Below are 19,431 nucleotides of genomic sequence, written 5' to 3'. Positions count from 1 at the left end.
CGACAACCGCTCGAGCACCACCACACCGACACCCTCGGACCAGCCCGTCCCATCAGCACCAGCACCGAACGACTTACACCGACCATCCGGAGCCAGGCCGCCTTGCCTTGCAAACTCCACGAACATGCCCGGAGAGGAAAGAACGGTGCAACCACCGGCGAGCGCCAACGAACACTCACCACTACGCAACGCCTGCACCGCCAAATGAATCGCCACCAACGACGACGAACACGCCGTATCCACCGTCACCGCCGGACCCACCAACCCCAACGAATACGCCACCCGACCCGACACCACACTGGTGAGGGTGCCGGTGATCTGGTACCCCGCCGGGCTGTTGTGCTGATCGCGCGAAACGGGATGCAGTCCCACGCCGTAGTCCTGCGAGCTGATGCCCGCAAAGACACCGGTGCTGCTGCCCTGCAACGACTCCGGATCAATCCCCGCCCGCTCGACCGCCTCCCACGACACCTCCAACATCAACCGCTGCTGCGGATCCATCGCCAACGCCTCACGCGGCCCGATCCCGAAGAAACCCGCATCGAAATCACCGGCTTCGTACAGGAACCCGCCGACCTGGGGATGTGGTTGGCCGTCGTCGTCGCGCTCGCCCCCGTACGGATCGGCGGGCCAGCCGCGGTTCGTGGGGAACGAGCCGAGTACCGTTCCCTCATGCTCCAGCAGATCCCAGAGCTGTTCGGGGTTGTGAATGCCTCCCGGGAACCGGCAGGCCATACCGACGATCGCAATCGGATCATCGCTCGGGCCGCCGTGCGGTTCGTGGTCATCCCACTGCGCGGCCCGCTCGGCTGCAGTCGGATCGCATACGTGGCGGACGAACGCCTCGGGCGTCGGGTAGTCGAAGAGGTCGGTCACTCGAAGATCCAGTCCCGTTGCTGCGCTGAGCCGGACACAGAGCTCCACCGCCATGACGGAGTCGAGCCCGAGCTCCTTGAACGTCTCGGACGTGTCCGTGGCGATGTCGTCGACGGCGAACCCGAGTAGCGCCGCGACCTCACCACGGACACGGTCGAGCAGTTCCCGCTCATCGAGCTTGTTCTGCCGTTCAGCAGCCGGGGGCCGCCGATCGTCTGACGAATGCTCGGAGGGCGCGGTCGTCTCGCCCGGATCGGTCACATTCGCGGGCATAGGGATCGGCTGTCCGCCCCGATCAGCAGCGTAAGCAGCCCACTCGACCGGTACCCCGTTGACATGGGCCTCCGCAGCCGCGATGACAGCTCGATCGAGGCCGCCCTGGTTGCGCCGGAGAGTGCCGAGAAACGGCACGTCGTCGGAGAAGATCTCCCGAACCCAGCCAGCCATCAGTGGATGGGGGCTGATCTCGATCACTGCTTCGTCCCCATAGGACACCACTGCGGCAAGGGCATCGCTCAGACGCATCGGCCGGCGCAACGCCGAGTACCAGTGCTCCGCATCGAGCCCCTCAGTCTCCAACAGGCCGCCGGTGCAACTCGAGTAGTACGGGATATCCGATGTGCGCGTTCGCACTCCCGCAAGCTCCTCGAGAAGTGTTCCGCGCATGGTTTCGATGTGTTCGGTATGTGCGGCCGCGCCGATACCCAGCGTCCTGGCGCGCCCTCCGTCACCGCGGATCGCGTCGACGAAGGCGGTGACCGCATCGGTATCACCCGCCACCGTCGTCGATGTCGGTGAGTTGGTGCCCGCGATCCACACACGGCCTTCCCACTCGCGCAACTTTTCCCGGACCTCGTCAGCGGCGAGGACCACGATCGCCATCTCACCCGATACCGTGAGATCCCGCTGTGCGTGGGCCCATGCCGTCGACATACGAGCCGCATCGTCGAGGGTGAGAGCACCCGACACATGTGCTGCGGCAATCTCGCCCATACTCTGCCCGAGGACCGCGCACGGCTCGACGCCGAACGACCTCCAGACCGCGTCGAGCGCGACGCTCATCGCGAACAAGGTCGGCTGTGCGACCTCCAGCCGTTCCAGCGCTTCCGGACCCGCGGCCCCTTCGACGACGTCGATCAACGACCAGTCGATGAAGGGCCGCAGCGCGTCACTGCAGTCCATGATTCGCTGACGGAACACGGCGGACTGCTGGAACAGGGCCCTGCCCATTCCATGCCACTGACCTCCATGACCTGGGAAGACGAAGATCGGACGACGCTGGATGCGAGATGTCCCGCGAACAACGTTGAACGTAGACCTGTTCCGGAGCAGTGCATCCACACCGGACGAGAAGTCCGCGACGTGTCGACCGACCACCACTGCCCGAGAGCTACCTTCGCCGTGCGCATTCGCCAGGGACAGACTGACATCAGCAGTCTCCAAGTCCGGGTATTCCTTCAGCCACCGCTCGACAGCGATGGCCGAGTAGCGCAATGTCTCCTCGCTGCTACCGGACAGCAGGCACGCGAACGGCTCCTGCTCGTGACCCTGTGCCGGACTATTGGGGAAGGCTTCCGACGAAGGGAGCTCGTTCATTTCGTTCCTCTTTCTCGATCGCTGAAGGGCGAAGGAAGTTGATTCACAGCCGGAGCGCGGGGGCTCGAATGAAGGTGGGAAGGTGTCGGTGTACGACCGGGGTCGTCTCGTACCCGGCTGTTCGATGCGCGTAGCACACAAGGGGACAGCTGCGTGACTGCAGTGGGTGAGAGACCGGTACGGGTCGTCGGCGCCGACGTTCGGAACTCAGGGGTGTATCAACACGTCGGGAGGTTCGATTCCGAATTCCGACAGTCGTTCACAGTATTTTGCGATGTTCGCCAGCTTGATGTCCTCGTACCCCCGGACGACATCAGCGAGGCGTGCAACCCCGACTGCATCGGCGTAGTTCTCGGCGGTGAGTTCGGCAGCCAGTGTCGTCACCAGGTCGGTGTAGTGCGACAGCAGCTTTCGTTCGACCCGGCGGACGCGCGCGTAACCGAACGGATCGAGTCGGGTACCGCGCAGCACACGGCCCTTCGCCAGAACTCGCAACGCCAAGTGGACGCGAGGGGTGAGAGCAATCTTCTTCCCCAAGCCCATGGCCCGGAACACCGGCGGATGCAGCCTGTAGGTGAGCTGCACGGCGCCGGGGAGCTGTGTCTGTACGTCCGCGACGAAGCCGGGATCGGTCAGAAGTCGAGCGACCTCGTACTCGTCCTTGTAGGCCATGAACTTGTACAGCCCACTCGAAACGGCCTCGCTGAAGGCCGTCGCTTCCGTCACCGCCCGTTCGGCATCCCATACCTGCCGCACGATCTCGACGTACCGACGTGCCATTCGTTCACTCTGGTAGGGCACCAGCTCCGATGCACGTATCTCAGTACGGCGCAGTGTTTCCCCGGTCAGAATGGTGTCATCGAACAGATCCTCGACAGCGTCGTTCGATCGTTGCTGGACCTTCGGCATTGCAGCAGCCTCGAACACCTCAGGATTCGCGACGGCCGCGCGTCCCCAACGGAAAGCATCGATGTTCTCTTGCACGGCGACGCCATTGATCGCTATGGCCTCTTCGATAGCGGCCGCAGGCAGCCCCAGGGACCCCGACTGGAACGCCGCACCGACGACGAGGAAGTTCGCGGCCGTCGCATCGCCAAAGATCACGTCAGCCGCAGCCAGCGCGTCCATCGTCGTCAGTGCTGCACTGACTCGGCGCAGCCGGTCCAGCAGATACCATTCTTCCGGATACGCGATGCTCCTGTCGTAGACCATGTCCCCGGTCGGTGTTCGGCTCGTCGAAGCCACGACAACCGTTCGCTCACGGGCCCCGTACTCGAGATTCTTGATGTCCGCTGCCGCGAGTAGGTCGAACGCAAGAATGCAGTCGGCCGACCCTGGCGACAAACGGTTGGCCGGCTCGAGGGCGCCCGCCGAGAACCGCAGGTGGGATACGACCGGACCTGCCTTCTGGCTGAGTCCGATCTGGTCGAGCCCCGCCACCTCGAATCCCGCACGCAAGGCGGCGGTTGCCAGTACCTGGTTCACCGTCACGATGCCCGTACCACCGATACCTGCCAGGAGTACGTTCCGCGTTTCGATCGAACGAGACACCACAGGTTCGGGAACGACCGGTGGGACCGGCGGATCCTGTCGCTCAGGTCGTCCGGCGAACCCCGACGACGGCGAACTCTCCCGACGCGAGTTCTCCTCCGGCACGTGGACGGTCACGAATGCCGGACAGTCACCGTCGAGGCACGTGTAGTCGGTGTTGCACGACGTCTGATCGATCCGAGTCTTCGTGCCGAATTCGGTCTCGATCGGTTGAACCGAAAGGCAATTGGACTTGACACCACAGTCGCCGCATCCCTCGCACACCGCCTCGTTTATGACCACACGCGTACTTCTGGGCGGCAGTTCCCCACGCTTGCGCTTACGACGCGCATCGGCTGCGCAGTGCTGGTCGTAGATCAGCACCGTGACCCCGGCGACGTCCCGGAGTACCCGTTGGGCATCGTCGAGCCGGTCCCGCTCCCACAGCAGTGTTCCCTCCGCCAGGTCGCGTTGGCGGTAGCGTGGCGGTTGATCCGCGCATACGATGATCCGTGCTACGCCTTCTCGCTTCAGTTTGTGCGTCAGGTCCGGAACCGTCAGCATCCCCGCGGCTTCCTGCGCGCCGGTCATGGCGACGACCTCGTTGTAGAGCAGCTTATAGGTGACGTTCACCCCGGCTGCAACACATGCCTGGATCGCCAGCTGACCCGAATGGAAGAGCGTTCCGTCACCGAGGTTCTGAAAGGTGTGACCCACCTCGGTGAACGGCGCCTGCCCGATCCACTGGGCCCCTTCCCCGCCCATCTGGGTCAGTCCTGTGACCGCGCTGTCGGCACGGCCGGACATCGTGACGAGGATGTGGCAACCGATGCCGCCGGCCCCGATCGATCCCTCCGGCAGTCCCGTCGACCGGTTGTGAGGACATCCACTACAGAAGTAGGCGGCGCGCTTGGCCGGGAGCGGCTCCAGCGGAAGGGGCGGTGGGAGCGGGCTGCGCAGGCCGGGCCGAAGCCCCAGCTGACGCCGCAGTGGTCGCACCAGACGACCGGCAGTCAGCTCACCTCCCGACGGGATCAGCTCGTCTCCAGCATCATCCAGCTTTCCGACGACAATCGGTGCGGCCTCGTGCCCGTAGAGGATCTCGCGTATCTGCGACTCGATGAAGGGCGTCTTGTCCTCGACAACGAGGAGCGTCTCGAGCCCCTTCGCAAACGCCTTGACCGTGGAAGGCGATAGAGGCCAAACCATTCCGAGTCGCAATAGGCGCACGCGGCTCGATCGGAGCCTTTCGTCGTCGAGACCGAGGTCGACGAGAGCCTGACGGACCGCGTCGTAGGTGGTACCACTGGCGACGATGCCGAGGGTTGCGCGATCGTGGCTACCCTCGACATGTCCGAGGGCGTTCATACCGATGTACGCGTCGACGAGGCGGCGTCGCGGGCCGACGAGGTCCGCCTCCGCTTCCATGATCTTCTGTGGCGCAACGTCCATCGGACGTTTCCGATACTTGTACCGGACGCCGTCCACCTCCACTTGTGGGACAGCGATTTTCACGTTGCGCAGGTCGTCATCGGATAGGGTCCAGGCCCCGTCTGCGACGTCTGCCACGATCTTGAGCGCCACGAGACATCCGGATGCCCGCGACAGAGCGATCGCGTGCAATCCGTGTATCACAACCTCACGCGCATTCCTCGGGTAGAAGACCGGAACGCCGATGGCGGCCAGGGTGCGCTCGCTCACAGCCGGCACAGTCGACGACTTCGCCGCAGGATCGTCACCGACGACAAGGACCATCCCGCCCCGCGGGTCTACGCCGTAGGTATTGGCGTGCCTCAGGACATCCATCGCGCGGTCCAGGCCTGGACCCTTTCCGTACCAAACTCCGATGACCCCATCGAACTTCGCTCGATCCGGGATGTGTTGACTTCCCCACGCAGCCGTAGCGGCGAGTTCTTCGTTGAACCCGGGCACAAAGGTGATGTCGTGTTCGGCCAGGACATTCGGCATGCCGAGCAACATCCTGTCCACCCCACCCAGAGGGCTTCCCTGGTATCCCGAGACGAACGCCGCTGTATTCAACCCGGCACGCCGGTCGCGCACCCTCTGTTCCACGAGCAGACGGGCAATGGCCTGCACACCGGTCAGCAGAACAGGCCCTGAACCGTGCCGGTACCTATCGGCAAGATCGTAGCCAGTAGCCGGATGATGCCAAACCTCGTTTGATGACATGCGGACCCCGATTCCACACCATGCTCGTTCCAATTGCAGCGGATGCGCTCCACACACCGACCGGCTACTCCGTCGCGAACGGCCGCACGGGTAGAGCGTTCCGAAACTCTGTCACACATCTCCACGCAGCGCAGCACGAGACGACGAATTCGTATTTACTCCAACATGTCTCGATGATTCATCGACGAAGGTCGGACGTCGCCCGAGAACCAGACGAGTCAGGGTTCACAGCCGCGCACTGACACGCACGACGGTGTCCGCACACTATGTGGCTCGCAAACTGCGACGCTCGTTAGATCTCGATGCCACTGGCGGATGGAGCCCACTCCAACGGCATCCGGAAAGTGCAGTCGTCCAGCCCGCTGCAGCACTTCAGCTGACTTGCTCAATCGACATGCCCGGCTGGGGACGACAGTAAGTCGATCGTTGTCCCCAGCGGGCACCCGACGTTACTGCGTTGCCGGAACTGGTGCAGTTGGGCTCTCGCCAAATGACGAACAGCGACGGCGCTTCCCGTTCACGATGCTCAGGATTCCTCGGAAATGCGCACGATCAGCTTGCCGTTATGTTCACCTCGGAACAGTCGGTTGAGCGCTTTCGGCGCCACTTCCAGTCCGTCGACGATGTGGTCCTTCCAAACAATCCGACCTTCACCAATCCATGAGGCAAGATCCGACACCGCCTCGTCGAGGCGTGAGAAGTAGTCACTGACAAGGAACCCGCGAACTGTCAGTCGGTGCATAAGGATTCGGCCGAAGTCCGTAGGACCTGCCAACGGACCTTCATCGTTGTATCCGGAAATCAAGCCACACAGCGCCATCCGCCCGTGAGTGTTGAGTCGCGAGAAGACGTCGTTCATGATGGCACCGCCGACATTTTCGAAGCTCATGTCGATGCCGGAAGGACACAGGCGGTCGAGCGCCGACCCAACGTCCTCATTCTTATAGTCGATCGCCCCGTCGAAACCGAGTTCATCGACTAACCAGCTGCACTTCTCCGGGCCACCCGCTATGCCGATCACACGACTACCCTGCATCTTTGCAATCTGGCCAGCGATAGACCCAACAGCACCTGCAGCAGCAGAGACGACGATGGTCTGATCAGGTTGGGGGCGGCAGATGTCCTTCACCCCGAAGTAGGCTGTGATGCCAGTCGTGCCCAGAATGGACAGGAAGGACGAGAGAGGTAGGCCGCTACTCCCCGGTATGCGTCGCGCGGAGGCCGAATCCTCAATGGAATACAATTGCCAGCCACCAAACACAATGAGGACATAGTCACCTGGAGCGAAGTCTGCCGACCTACTTTGCTCAACACGTCCGATAGTCGTGCCGCGCATGACATCTCCAACCTGGACAGGAGGCATGTACTGGTCGCGATCGCTCATCCATAGCCGATTTGTAGGATCGAGCGACAGATACAAGTTCCGGACCAGGATCTGATCGTCCCCAACAGCATCGACCGGCATTTCGACGAGCTTGAGTTCATCTCCCACAGTACTCGTCGGCCGATCTGCCAGTACCCATGCCTGGTTGATGAGCGTCATAATTCTCCTCCACTTCCTGGTTATCTTCATTGCCCCGACGTCGCCGACAGTGCGATTGCCTGCAATGCAGGTATCACGACCTCACGCGCGCGTTCCTCGGATAGAAGACCCGAACGCCTGGCGGCCAGTGTGCGCTCGCTGACAACCGGGGCCGCCGGCAACTTCGCCGCAGGATCATCACCGACGACAAACATTCCGCTCCGCGGGTCCACACGGTACGTACTGGCATGCCTCAGAACATCCATGGCGCGGCATCCCTTCCGCACCAAACACCCACGACCCCATCGAACTTCGATGACCGACGATGGCAGACATCGTGAGATGACATGCGGACCCCGATTCCACACCATGCTCGTTCCAATTGCAGCGGATGCGCTCCACACACGGACCGGCTACTCCGTCGCGAACGGCCGCACGGGTAGAGCGTTCCGAAACTCTGTCACACATCTCCACGCAGCGCAGCACGAGACGACGAATTCGTTTTCACTCCAACATATCTCGATGATAGATCTACGAAGGCCGGAGGTTTGCCAAGGACCAGACGCCTCTGGGTTCACAGCTACTCCATTGGAGGAAGCACGATCGTTCGCAGGGGATGGAACCCGAGGCTGGCCTCCTCGACGACGGACGCACGTGAACGTGGACTGAGGCGCCGCCGAGGCCATCGGCGCGGTCACCCGACCGTCAACGCCGTCAGAGTCAGCTACAGAGATGAGGTGCGTCGCGGACTTTGCGGAGCACCCCGACGCGCCGGCCCTTTGGTCTTTGCGACTGGACAATCCAACTCCTTTCGCGCGTGAAAACCCACTGTCCCCCGAGTAAGCCCAAGTCGAGACTTCTCATCGCCTTAGCTGATGCTTGTGAGGCACCGAATCGCGGCACGGCACGACCTCGACGGTAACTGCCCAAAATGCACCACTCCCGTCCGTCCGCGCAAACATGCACGTTTGCACCTAGCCGGCCCGCTCGGTGTATCCGACGGCTGGCCGCACCGTCTCTTTGCGACCCACCTTTGATGTCTGTGCCGTGCGCACGCAACCCCGTGGCACGAAAGAACACATACGTTGACGCAGAACAGCACTTTGCACTGCTGAGCGTCAAACTCTCTGATTCCCAACGTGTCCGTGTTGTTCGAAGGTCCTCAAGGTTCTCAAGGTTCTCACGATCGGATACGGAGGTGCCGCCGCCAACGACGAGGAAGCTCGATGATCAGACACAGACAAGGCCAGCGCTCCAGCAACCGACTGCTGATCCTCGTCCTGTTCGCCTTTCTCGCGACCGACAGCGGATTGATCTATGCCCGCAATCTGCGCCGCCGGCAACCCTCTCGCCGTGGATACCAGGTCCCTTTCGATGCCGACCAAACAGCCGACACAGGTACCCCGTGGGCCCCGCACCCAAAGGATTCAGGCGCGAGGACAACAGTGCCGCAGACCTCGGCTCGATCTGGCCGCTCTCGCCATTCGCCCTGCGACACACGGGTACCAATCTGCCTCACGGACCTCCACGGACCTACCGGTGCAACACCGCCGCCGCGCCACATCCGGTAGATAATGGGCACGCCCGTCGCACACCGGACACCACCCCGGGCCGTGCCGAAGGGCCGTTTTGCAGGAGTTGCAGTCGTGACCGTCGGTGCCACGCTCGCACGGATCGAAGGATATCGATGGTCACGGAAATCGTCCGGGCGTCCGGCCACGCGGCCGGGAGTGTTCCTTCCCCCGCGCGACTCCTGTCCCGCCTCGGCAGGAACTGCCCCCTCGTCGTCCTCCGGGCGCCGCACGGTTTCGGCAAGTCGGCGCTGGTCACGGGCTGGCTGGAGTCGGGACCGAGCACGGGATATCTCGGCGTCCGGATTCCACCGCCGAACAGGCCGACCGACACGGACGGCTACTGGGAACTGATCGCGGCCCGACTGCTGTCGGCGGGCGCGGTCGGCCCCGAACACGTGCGCCCGGGTAGCGAGCCATGGGCGGATACCGTCCGGCACGCCCTCGAGGACACCTCCACACCTGTCCGGCTCGCTCTCGAACGGGTCGATCTGGTCGATGCTCCAGACCTCGAGCAGCAGATCCTCGACTTGGTCGAAGCATGCCACCACGTCGACGTCGTCGTGACGATGACCGGTAGGCCGATCTTTGCGGACTCGCACCTGATGGATCCTGCCCACGACCTCCTCGACGGTGACAGTCTGTCCTTCGCCAGGGACGACATACGACACTTGTTCTCCGAGAACGGACTTGACCTACATGAGGAGGAGATCGACCTCGTCCGGCGACTGACCGGTGGCCTACCCTCGCTGATGCCGAGCGCCCTGCGCGTAACCGCGGAGCTACCTGCACTCCCCCACCGACTCGAAATCCTCGAACGCTACCTCGCCGCAGCAGTGACCGCCCAGATCCGAACGACGATCCTTGCCGATCCCCGGGTCGCACCGCGCCGCGAATTCCTCCTGACAACCTCCACCGCGCATACCCTCTCCTCCGAGGTCGCCGCCTTCCTCGGCGGTGGTCCGAACTCGATTTCACACCTGGAGGCACTCGAAAGTTCCGGTGTCGTGGAACATCTCGGGACAACGGCGAAGGGAGATTTCTGGCGCCTTCCGTCGGCCGTGCGCGCCGCCCTTCTCGAGGCACAGCGAGAGGCGGGCATCGATCCGGGGGCCGACCTCACCCGACTCTCGCAGTATCACCTCGATCGGAACGACAAGGCGGCGGCACTCCGGTGCGCCGCTGAAGCAGAGGCCTGGCCTGCCGTCGTGCGCCTGCTCACGACCCGGTGGTACGAGCTCCTGGGATCCGATCTGACGGCGGTACGCGAGGCGATCTTCAAACTTCCCGAGAGCGTAATCACCGCCTATCCGCGGCTGCGCGAAGGTCGAGAACTGTTGGCGGGTCTGGACGGCGCCGTGACCGGACACGTACCTGAACTGGAACACCAGGACAAGCTGGATGAGACGAGCACAATCCGCACCGGTTCACACCGGGCGATCATGCTCCGCCTGGCCGGCGAATACACCCGCGCCGCAGCGGTCACCCGGCAAGTCGGGGAGATTCTCGACCGCGCGCTGGCAGATCAACCCGACGAGCAGATCACCTATGGGCTGGCCTTCACCCGGCTCCAACGCGGACTGACCTATCAACTCGACGGCAACTTCGGTGCATCCATCGGGGAACTCGTGCGCGCGCACCAACTCGGACGCTCCAGGGGGATCGACTTCACCGCCCGGAACTCGGCATACAACATCGCACTCAGCTGGGCGCTCGTCGGCGAGCCGCAGCGTGCACAAGAATGGCTGGCACACCAGCGAGACGGCTCGACGACGGATTCGATGACCGAACGGCTCGTCGAGGTCGGCGGGCACGCCGCGCGGGCACTCGTTGCACTGGACACCCTCGACATCGACTCCGCACGAGCCGCGCTGGGCAGGCTACAGCGCCTTCCCCCCGTGACCGAGCTGTGGCCATTTGTCGTGTATGCACGCTGCCGGTACGCCATCGCCTCCGCAGATCCCCACATCGGCCTGCGCGCCCTCGATCAGTGCTCCGAACCGCGCTCACGGGCGCGCGGCAGCTTCGTCACCGCCCTTCTCGACGCCATCGAGATCGAGGTCCACCTTGCAGACGGGAATGCCTGGCGCGCAATCCAACTAGCCGAATCGACTCCGAAGAACACGCCGTGGTCGGTGGCAGCGTCGGCACGAGCGCGCTTCGTCACCGGTGACCACGATGCCGCGATCGTCACGTGCCGACGCTTCAACTGGTTCAGCGGCCCCTACACTCGTCCTCATCTCGAAGCACTCGTCGTCGAGGCCGCCGCGCTGTACTCGACCGGCAACGAGAAAGCAGCCGTCCAACCCTGGACCCAAGCGTGCGGGATATCGGAGCGCACCGGAATCCGAAGCACATTCCTCACGGTGCCCAGACATGTCGTCGCCGCATTGCACGACCTCACCGGCAGCTCGTCCCACCACGTCACCGAGGCCTTGGCATCACGTAGTGCTGAGTACTACCCGGCGGCTCTCTCGTTCCCCGCACTGACGGAACGTGAGAACGAGATCCTTGCAGGCCTCGCGGAAGGGCTCACCTCGCGCGAGATCGCGTCGAAACTCGTCATCTCGCCCGCCACCGTCAAGAGCTTTCGCACGAGCCTGTACGGCAAACTCGGCGTTCACACCCGCCGGGACGCGGTGGACACCGGCCGAAGGCTCGGCATCGTCGCGAGCCCCGCGGATCCACCGGCACGGGCACACTTCCAGTCGCCCAGGCCGTGAGATTGCCGTCACTTCTCGCCACGTCGAACGGCACGGTTCGACCGGATTCCTCGAGCCGGGGCGGAACCGGTCTGCAGTCGATCCCGACCCACTGTGTCACAGTGACGTAATTTATGCGCCCCCGAGACCGGAGAGACGGCCTCACCTCGACATACGCCGCGGAAGTCGACCAAACCCATCGGTCCGATAGCGCGAAGCCCGGGCCGCCCGCGTGTCCGCTTTGGGGCCCATGAGGCTTTGACCAGGGGGTTTCCTCGAAACCGGTCGGTACATAACTCATCAAGGTAAAGATTCGATCACGGTGGACGAGTTGATACCGCTTTGTTACATTTCCGTGACGAAAGATCCGCGGTCGCGGTTCCCGACCGGGCCGACCAGAGACACAGATGAGGTATCCACTGTGGCCAATCCCCACAGGACGATGAGTTCCCACACCCTGACGTCCCTGCGCCGCCGCTCCGTCAAGGCCGCAGCGGTCGCAGTCGCCACCGGTGCGCTGCTCGCGGGAAGCATTCAGATCGGCGCCACCACCGCGTCGGCGGCGCCGCTGCGTCTGCCCACCATCGGCAACGTCCAACTCCAGCTTCCGGCGGGCCCGTTCCTGCCCGGCATCGACATCCCGGCGTTTCCTGCCACGCCCGAGGCCGCCACGACACAGTGGACGCCGCCGTCGGCCGAGAAGTGGACGCCCGCCCCCAAGCTGCTGGCGCCCGCGCCGGCGCCCGAACCGCAGGCCGCACCGATTCCGGCGCCGATGCCCGTACCCATCATCGTTCCGGTACCGCCACCCGTCGTCCAGCCTGTGGCCGGCTTCCTGACCTCCAGCTACGGACCGCGCTGGGGCACCCACCACAACGGCATCGACATCGGCGCCAACCTCGGCACGCCGATCTTCTCGGCCGCCGGCGGTGTCGTCATCAACGCCGGCCCCGCGTCCGGCTTCGGCCAGTGGGTGCGCGTGCTGCACGACGACGGCCACATCACCGTCTACGGGCACGTCGACACCTTCACCGCCGGTGTCGGCGACCGCGTGGCCACCGGTCAGCAGATCGCCACGGTCGGCAACCGCGGCCAGTCCACCGGACCACACCTGCACCTCGAGGTCTGGGATCCGGCCGGTATCCAGGTCGATCCGCTGATCTGGCTGCACGACAGCGGCGTCGTCGTGAACTGGTAGTCCCTCGCCGCTTGCACCACAGACAGCGTGACTGGCCCGGCCCCAACGTAAAACCGTTGGGGCCGGGCCATTCACGTCGTCAGTTCCGGCCGATGCTAGACCGCGTCCAGCATGGTCCGGAGTTCCCGCTTGAGGAGCTTTCCGCTCTGGTTCCGGGGAAGCTCGTCGGCGAAGCGGATCCGCTTGGGCACCTTGAAGGGCGCGATCTTGCCCCGCACGTGCTCGATGAGCGACTCCGCATCGACGGCATCGGCGTCACCCCGCAGCACCACGACCGCGGTGATCGCCTCCATCCACTTGTCGTCCGGGGTGCCGACCACGGCCACCTCCGCGACGGCGGGATGTGTGTAGAGCGCATCCTCCACCTCGCGGGACGCGACGAGGATCCCGCCGGTGTTGATCACGTCCTTGATCCGGTCCACGACGGTCACGAACCCCTCGGCGTCCCGCGTCACCAGGTCCCCGGAATGGAACCACCCGTCACGGAAGGCCTCCGCCGTCGCCTCGGGGTTGTCCCAATATCCTTGGCACAGTTGCGGAGAGCGATAGAGAATCTCACCCGGCTCACCGTCCGCGACGTCGTTGCCGTCGGCGTCCACCACGCGGGCCTCGACGAAGAACACCGCCCGCCCGCACGACGACGGCCGCCCCTCGTGCTCCTCCGGCCCGAGGACCATCGCGAGCGGTCCGATCTCCGACTGCCCGAAGCAGTTGTAGAAGCCGAGGGCCGGATACCGCTCGCGCAGGCGGTTGAGCACCGTGACCGGCATGATCGACGCCCCGTACTGCGCCTTGGTGAGCGACGACAGGTCGCGGGTCTCGAGGTCGGGGTGACTCGCGAGCGGGACCCATACGGTGGGCGCGAGGAACAGTGACCCGATCCGGTCGGCTTCGATGCGGCGCAGGATCTCCGGAATGTCCGGGGACTGCATGAGATTGACCGTCGCGCCCACCGACAGGTACGGCAGCATGAACACGTGCATGCCCGCGGAGTGGTACAGCGGCATACAGATCAACGGATTGTCGTCGGCGGCCAGTCCGAGCGCGATCACCGACGACACGTACTCGTGGACCAGCGCGCCGTGGGTCATCATGGCGCCCTTGGGCTTCGATGTGGTTCCCGAGGTGTAGAGCAACTGCACCAGATCGTCCACCGCGGCCCCGGGCCGGTACTCCGGGACGTCGCCGGCGGAGCTGGACGCGAGCAGCGAACCGGCGTCGTCGCGCAGCGGGATCACGTGCTCGACGACGAGCGTGTCCCGCACCGTGTCCAGCGTCGACGCCAACTTCGGATCGACGAGCACGGCCCGCGCTCCCGACTGCGCCAGCAGGTAGTGCAGTTCGTCGCCCGTGAGCGCGTAGTTGACGGGGACATGCACCAGGCCGGCGCGGGCACAGGCCAGGAAACCGATGACGTAGGCGTCGGAGTTGACGCCGTACGCGGCCACCCGGTCGCCCGGCGCGAGACCGAGCGCCCGTAGGCGCGCGGCGCCGCGTGTGACAGCATCATCCAGCTCTCGGTATGTCCAGGTGCGGTCGTCGAAGGTCAGAGCAGTGCGGCCGGGCTGCCGTGCGGCAGCCCGGCGCAGCACGCCGTCGACGGTGTCGGTGCGCGGATCCTCACTCATGTGACGCAGGTTATAGGACGTCCAACTATTGCGTAAGGGGTTTCTTTCGGCGCATCCGTTGTGTAGTTTCGCGAGCCTGCGCGGCGCCCGGTCAGCCGCCGAACGCGGCGGTGATCGCTCCCATGTCGAAGTAGTCACGCCACACGGCGATCTTGCCGTCCACCACCTCGAAGACACCCATCACCGGCAACGGGGTCTCCTTCCCCATGCCGCGCAGCACGTCGGTCCGCTCGTTCATCACGGTGCCACCGGACGCGACCTGCTTGTGGATCCGGAAGTCGATCCCGTCGAAGGCCGCCACGAAACCCGAGATGAACTCGCGGATCTCGTCCCTGCCCTTCACTGGATCCATCGGAATATTGTGGTATACAGCATCTTCCGTGAAGTAGCTCACCAGCACGGCAGGGTCCGGGTCGGCCCACAACCCGCAGAACTCCGTGACCAGATCCCCGGCAGCGCTCATGTGTTCACTCCTGTTCTTCCATCCAGTTCCCGAGCGGTTCGGGTGAGTTGTTCGATGTAGTGCGCTCGCTCGCCACGCGACGCCGCGGAGCGCAACGGCCCGATCTGCAGCTCCCACGCGGCACGGCCGTCCGCCGCGAAGACCGGCGCCACGAGATAGCTGACCGGGAGCGCGTCGTCGCTGTCGAGATCGGCTGCGCTGTAAGGCCGGCCGCTGATACCGCCGAGCAGCACCAGCACCCGCTCCCGCAGGGCCAGTGTCGAGCCACATTCGTTGTCGCGCAGGATCGGCGAAGGCGATCACGCCCGCACCCGCGGGGGCCCGCAGCGGTAGCCCGGTGCCGATGGTGATGCCTGCGGGCAGTCGTCCACGGCCGGCGTTGACACCCACGAAGGTCAGTTCCGTGGCCGACACGACACCGAGCGCCGCACCGCAGTCGACCGCCTCGGACAGTCGCGCGAGGGCGTCGTCGACGCCGTCGGGCGCCCCCAGCGCCGTGCGCGCGGCCTCGCCGACCCCCGCCAGTCGGGGACCGAGACGGTAGCTCAGGTTCGGCTCGCGGCGCACCCAACCGCGGACGTCGAGCGCCCCCAGGATCGCACCCACGGTGGATCGACTCAGGGACAGCGTGTCCGCCACCTCGGCGATGGTGCACGGAGCGCCGCGTCCGGCCATCAGTTCGATCACCGACATCACCCGGTCGGTCGGCGGTGATCCGCCGGCGCTCCTGCCACGGTCCATGCGCCCTCCTGCCACGGCACAGTAACCGATACTCGCTCAGGGCGACACGAATATTCGTGTCGCCCTAAGCTGCCCGCATGAACGTTCGGACGGGTGTCACGCTCGCCATCGGAATCGCCCTCGCCGCGGCGTGGGCAGCCTGGGCCCGGCTGCGACTCGACTCGCCGTTGGGTTCGCGGCAATGGCAGTCCGACGAGATCGGCCCGGACGAGTTGGCCGGGTGACCTCGGCCCCGACCTCACCGCGGCAGGATGCCGTGCAGCACGATGTCGACCAGCGCCGCCGACAGCCCGTCCTGATCCTGGACGTCGCGGACCGACTGCGCGAAGATCGCCGTGCCGGCGATGACGTCCAGCAGCGTGTCCGGGTCGACGCCGTCCCGCAGTTCGCCGGCCGCCGCGCCCGCGCGTAGGCGCCGCCCCAACTCCTCGCGGATCACCTCGAGCTGATCGGTGAGCAGCGCCTGGCGGAGCGTCTCGTCGGTGCGGACCTCACTCATGAGCGCGGGCACCGCCTCACGCGCGGCCGGGCCGCCGAACAGTGCCACCGCGCCGTAGGTGAGCCGCTCGACCTCCTCCCCGATCGGGAGGTCCGACACGTTCTCGGACTCCGCCACCGGGTACACCGCATCGTGGACGATGTGCGCCTTGGACGGCCAGCGTCGGTAGATGGCCGGCCGCCCCACACCGGCGCGCGTCGCGATCGCGTCGATCGAGGTCCCCGCATATCCGTTCTCGACCAACAGCTCACGTGTGGCCTGCAGGACGGCGTCGTCGATCTCGGGGTTTCGTTGCGGCCCAAGACGGTGCTGCGCTTGCCGCTTCTTGGACATCGGTGAAACCCCTTGCGTAGAGATGTGACGGGCGTTACATTGTGTCACGTCGTAGTCGATACGGAATGTATCGGCTAGAGCTTTTCCCGCCCCGCCGACACACCGGGGCCGTCGACCTACCCGCTCTTCCTGCCGTACCCGCTGCACCAGTTGGACCGCACGAATTCACGCATGCGAGGCGTCGCGCGCCTCCCGACGTCGAAGGGACGTCATGAGTTCCGAGAACACGACACAGGACCAGGATTTCTCCGAGGTCGCCAGGCCCGGTCAGTCCCGCACCGATCCTGCCGAACTGGGCTCTCGCCTGCAGAAGTGGCTGCGCACCAAGCTGCCCGCAGACGCCGATCCACAGGTCACCGACGTACAGGTGCCGGCCGCGAACGGAATGTCGAACGAGACGGTTCTCTTCGACGCCCTGTGGAACGAGGACGGGCAACAGCGTCACCACTACCTGGTGGCGCGCATCGCCCCCGCCCCGACCGGGGTCCCGATCTTCCCGTCGTACAACATCGCCCAGCAGTTCGACGTGATCAAGACCGTCGGCGAACACTCACCGGTCCCCGTGCCGCGCGTGTACTGGTCCGAACCCTCCCCCGAGCCACTCGGCGGCGAGTTCTTCGTGATGGAGCGCGTCGACGGCCTGGTGCCGCCGGACGTGATGCCGTACAACTTCGGGTCGTGGGTGTCCGAGGGATCAGACGAGGACCGTCGCCGCCTTCAGGATGCATCGGTGCGCGTGCTCGCCGACCTCCACGCCATTCCCGAACCCGCCCAGCTCTTTCCGAGCCTGCGCGACGATCTCGGTTCCGGCGCCGTCACCGCCGACGCCGCGCTGCGCGCCCACGTCGACGGGCAGCGGCGCTACTACGAGTGGGTCGTCGAATCCGGCCCGCGGGTGCCACTCATCGAGCGCGCCCTGGACTGGCTCGATGCCCACTGGCCCTCGGTCACGGGACCGGCCGTGCTGTGCTGGGGTGACTCGCGCGTCGGCAACGTCATCTACCGCGACTTCGAGCCGGCGGCCGTGCTCGACTGGGAGATGGCTGCCCTCGGGCCTCGGGAGATCGATCTCGGTTGGATGATCTTCCAGCACCGGTTCTTCGAGGACCTCGCGGGCGTCGCAGGACTTCCCGGCCTGCCCGGCTTCCTGCGCCGCGAGGACGTCGTCGCGAAGTATCGGGAGATCAGCGGCCACGAGGCCGCAGACCTCGATTTCTACACGCTGTACGCCGCACTGCGGCACGCGATCATCATGTTCCGGGTGCAGAGCCGCGCGGTCGCATTCGGACAAGCCCCGGCACCGGAGGACCCGAACGACATGATCCTGCACCGCAAGACCGTCGAGGAGATGCTCGACGGCACCTACTGGGACCGCGTGAACGGGCAGGGGGTCGCCTGATGCTCTCCCCCATGGACGATTTCCCGGTGCACCAGATCGCCGAGCCGATCCGTCACGTCGGCACCTCCGACCGCAACTTCTACGACCGCTACTACTTCAACTGCCACCCCGGGCTCGACTACGACGGCGAACCGCTGTTCCTCATCATCGGGCTGGGCCAGTACCCCAATCTCGGTGTCACGGACGGGTTCGCGGTACTCCGCCGCGGCAACGACCACATCGTCACCCGCACGTCGAAGGCGCTCGGCTCCGATCGTATGGATGTCACGGTGGGACCGCTGCGCATCGAGGTGCTCGAGGGTCTGCACCGGCTGCGCGTCGTCCTCGAACCCACTGCGGAGGCGCCGGACCTGTCGTTCGACCTCGTCTTCGAGTCCGACGTGCCGGCCGCGTTGGAGGCGCGACACTTCCACCGCCAGCTCGAACGGGTCACGTTCGACACGCAGCGGTTCGTCCAGACCGGTACGTGGAGTGGCACTCTCACCGTCGACGGCGAGACGATTCCGGTCACCCCCGACACGTGGCGAGGCAACCGCGACCGGTCGTGGGGTGTCCGTCCGGTCGGTGAGGCCGAGCCGCCGGGACGTCGCGCGGACCCGTCCCTCGCGGGCGATCAGAACTTCTTCTGGATCTACGCGATCATGCAGTTCGACGACTTCTCGATCGTCGCGATCATGCAGGAGGACCGGCAGGGCCGCCGCATCATCCAGGACGCCACCCGCGTGTGGAGGGATCGCACCCGCGAACCCGAGTGGCTCGGTCGTCCCGAGCACGACCTGACCTTCATCTCGGGAGGTCGCGAGATCGCCGCGGGCACCCTCGAGTTCCACCGCCCCGGTGGATACGGAAAGCCCGACGAGATCCTCACCGTCGCTTGCGAACCGGTACTCCCCCACTACCTCGGCGTGGGCACCGGCTACGGACTCGAACAGGACTGGCGCCATGGCATGTGGCAGGGCGAACTCGTCGTCCAGGGCCTGCGCGAGAAGGTTGCCGACATCGAGCCGTGGAAGAAGATGTTCTGCCCGGTCGACAACCTGTCCCGGTTCACACTGAGCGAGAACGGCGAGACCATTGTGGGCTCCGGACTTTTCGAGGTGGCGGTCATCGGACCCTGTGACCGCTACGGCTTCACCGGCGCCGGCGACGTCGCCCCCTGATACACCCCACCACGAAAGGAACA

11 protein-coding genes and 1 pseudogene are annotated in these 19,431 nt (G+C 65.2%); 5 read left to right on the top strand and 7 right to left on the bottom strand.

The window, feature by feature from the left end; all coding sequences use genetic code 11:
• From J2X34_RS27310 to J2X34_RS27300, 3 genes are all read right to left on the bottom strand, one after another.
• Nucleotides 1–2,472: beta-ketoacyl synthase N-terminal-like domain-containing protein (locus tag J2X34_RS27310; protein ID WP_429520264.1), on the bottom strand; the 2,472-nt coding region annotated here is incomplete at its 3' end.
• Nucleotides 2,473–2,679: 207 nt separating this feature from the next.
• The gene (locus J2X34_RS27305) at nt 2,680–6,192 is read right to left on the bottom strand and encodes an indolepyruvate ferredoxin oxidoreductase family protein (RefSeq protein WP_429520263.1); all 3,513 of its coding nucleotides are present in this window, start codon (nt 6,190–6,192) and stop codon (nt 2,680–2,682) included.
• Nucleotides 6,193–6,718: 526 nt separating this feature from the next.
• Complete coding sequence (locus J2X34_RS27300) at nt 6,719–7,735, bottom strand: NADP-dependent oxidoreductase (protein ID WP_429520262.1); 1,017 nt, start codon at nt 7,733–7,735, stop codon at nt 6,719–6,721.
• 1,666 nt (nt 7,736–9,401) lie between these two features.
• Between J2X34_RS27300 and J2X34_RS27295 the strand changes: the two genes are divergently transcribed.
• Both J2X34_RS27295 and J2X34_RS27290 read left to right on the top strand, forming a co-directional pair.
• Nucleotides 9,402–12,008 carry a helix-turn-helix transcriptional regulator gene (locus tag J2X34_RS27295; protein WP_429520261.1) on the top strand — a complete coding sequence of 869 codons (2,607 nt, stop codon included), beginning with the start codon at nt 9,402–9,404 and terminating at the stop codon, nt 12,006–12,008.
• A gap of 421 nt (nt 12,009–12,429) precedes the next feature.
• Complete coding sequence (locus J2X34_RS27290; protein WP_114723935.1) at nt 12,430–13,185, top strand: M23 family metallopeptidase; 756 nt, start codon at nt 12,430–12,432, stop codon at nt 13,183–13,185.
• A gap of 95 nt (nt 13,186–13,280) precedes the next feature.
• Here J2X34_RS27290 and J2X34_RS27285 read toward each other — a convergent pair whose 3' ends face one another.
• From J2X34_RS27285 to J2X34_RS27275, 3 genes and pseudogenes are all read right to left on the bottom strand, one after another.
• Nucleotides 13,281–14,813, bottom strand: a complete 1,533-nt coding sequence (locus tag J2X34_RS27285; RefSeq protein WP_174913894.1) for an acyl-CoA synthetase — start codon at nt 14,811–14,813, stop codon at nt 13,281–13,283.
• Nucleotides 14,814–14,904: 91 nt separating this feature from the next.
• Complete coding sequence (locus J2X34_RS27280; RefSeq protein ID WP_429520265.1) at nt 14,905–15,276, bottom strand: nuclear transport factor 2 family protein; 372 nt, start codon at nt 15,274–15,276, stop codon at nt 14,905–14,907.
• Between the two features lie 609 nt (nt 15,277–15,885).
• A pseudogene (locus J2X34_RS27275) lies at nt 15,886–15,951 on the bottom strand (hypothetical protein); the annotation flags it as partial.
• 143 nt (nt 15,952–16,094) lie between these two features.
• On the opposite strand from J2X34_RS27275, the gene J2X34_RS27270 reads away from it, so the two are divergent.
• A complete protein-coding gene (locus J2X34_RS27270; protein WP_181818929.1) occupies nt 16,095–16,241 on the top strand; it encodes a hypothetical protein in 147 nt (48 codons plus the stop codon).
• Between the two features lie 14 nt (nt 16,242–16,255).
• On the opposite strand, the gene J2X34_RS27265 is transcribed toward J2X34_RS27270, so the two are convergent.
• Nucleotides 16,256–16,849 carry a TetR/AcrR family transcriptional regulator gene (locus J2X34_RS27265; protein WP_114723938.1) on the bottom strand — a complete coding sequence of 198 codons (594 nt, stop codon included), beginning with the start codon at nt 16,847–16,849 and terminating at the stop codon, nt 16,256–16,258.
• A gap of 211 nt (nt 16,850–17,060) precedes the next feature.
• Here J2X34_RS27265 and J2X34_RS27260 point away from each other — a divergent pair, with 211 nt between their 5' ends.
• The gene (locus tag J2X34_RS27260; protein ID WP_114723939.1) at nt 17,061–18,248 is read left to right on the top strand and encodes a phosphotransferase family protein; all 1,188 of its coding nucleotides are present in this window, start codon (nt 17,061–17,063) and stop codon (nt 18,246–18,248) included.
• Nucleotides 18,248–19,408 (top strand): hypothetical protein, encoded by a 1,161-nt coding sequence (locus tag J2X34_RS27255; protein WP_114723940.1) that lies wholly within the window; start codon nt 18,248–18,250, stop codon nt 19,406–19,408. Before J2X34_RS27260 ends, J2X34_RS27255 begins: the two co-directional genes overlap by 1 nt.
• The last annotated feature ends 23 nt before the right edge of the window (nt 19,409–19,431 follow it).

Source organism: Rhodococcus sp. BE178 (assembly GCF_050433545.1).
Taxonomy (GTDB): domain Bacteria; phylum Actinomycetota; class Actinomycetes; order Mycobacteriales; family Mycobacteriaceae; genus Prescottella.
This window is presented reverse-complemented; position numbering and strand designations above follow the sequence as displayed.

Excerpts from the sequence above, each read along its gene's own strand:
- J2X34_RS27290 (WP_114723935.1), top strand. The coding sequence starts at position 12,430 with ATGAGTTCCCACACCCTGACGTCCCTGCGCCGCCGCTCCGTCAAGGCC.
- J2X34_RS27265 (WP_114723938.1), bottom strand. The coding sequence starts at position 16,849 with ATGTCCAAGAAGCGGCAAGCGCAGCACCGTCTTGGGCCGCAACGAAAC.
- J2X34_RS27300 (WP_429520262.1), bottom strand. The coding sequence starts at position 7,735 with ATGACGCTCATCAACCAGGCATGGGTACTGGCAGATCGGCCGACGAGT.
- J2X34_RS27295 (WP_429520261.1), top strand. The coding sequence starts at position 9,402 with ATGGTCACGGAAATCGTCCGGGCGTCCGGCCACGCGGCCGGGAGTGTT.
- J2X34_RS27305 (WP_429520263.1), bottom strand. The coding sequence starts at position 6,192 with ATGTCATCAAACGAGGTTTGGCATCATCCGGCTACTGGCTACGATCTT.
- J2X34_RS27280 (WP_429520265.1), bottom strand. The coding sequence starts at position 15,276 with ATGAGCGCTGCCGGGGATCTGGTCACGGAGTTCTGCGGGTTGTGGGCC.
- J2X34_RS27260 (WP_114723939.1), top strand. The coding sequence starts at position 17,061 with ATGAGTTCCGAGAACACGACACAGGACCAGGATTTCTCCGAGGTCGCC.
- J2X34_RS27285 (WP_174913894.1), bottom strand. The coding sequence starts at position 14,813 with ATGAGTGAGGATCCGCGCACCGACACCGTCGACGGCGTGCTGCGCCGG.
- J2X34_RS27255 (WP_114723940.1), top strand. The coding sequence starts at position 18,248 with ATGCTCTCCCCCATGGACGATTTCCCGGTGCACCAGATCGCCGAGCCG.
- J2X34_RS27270 (WP_181818929.1), top strand. The coding sequence starts at position 16,095 with ATGAACGTTCGGACGGGTGTCACGCTCGCCATCGGAATCGCCCTCGCC.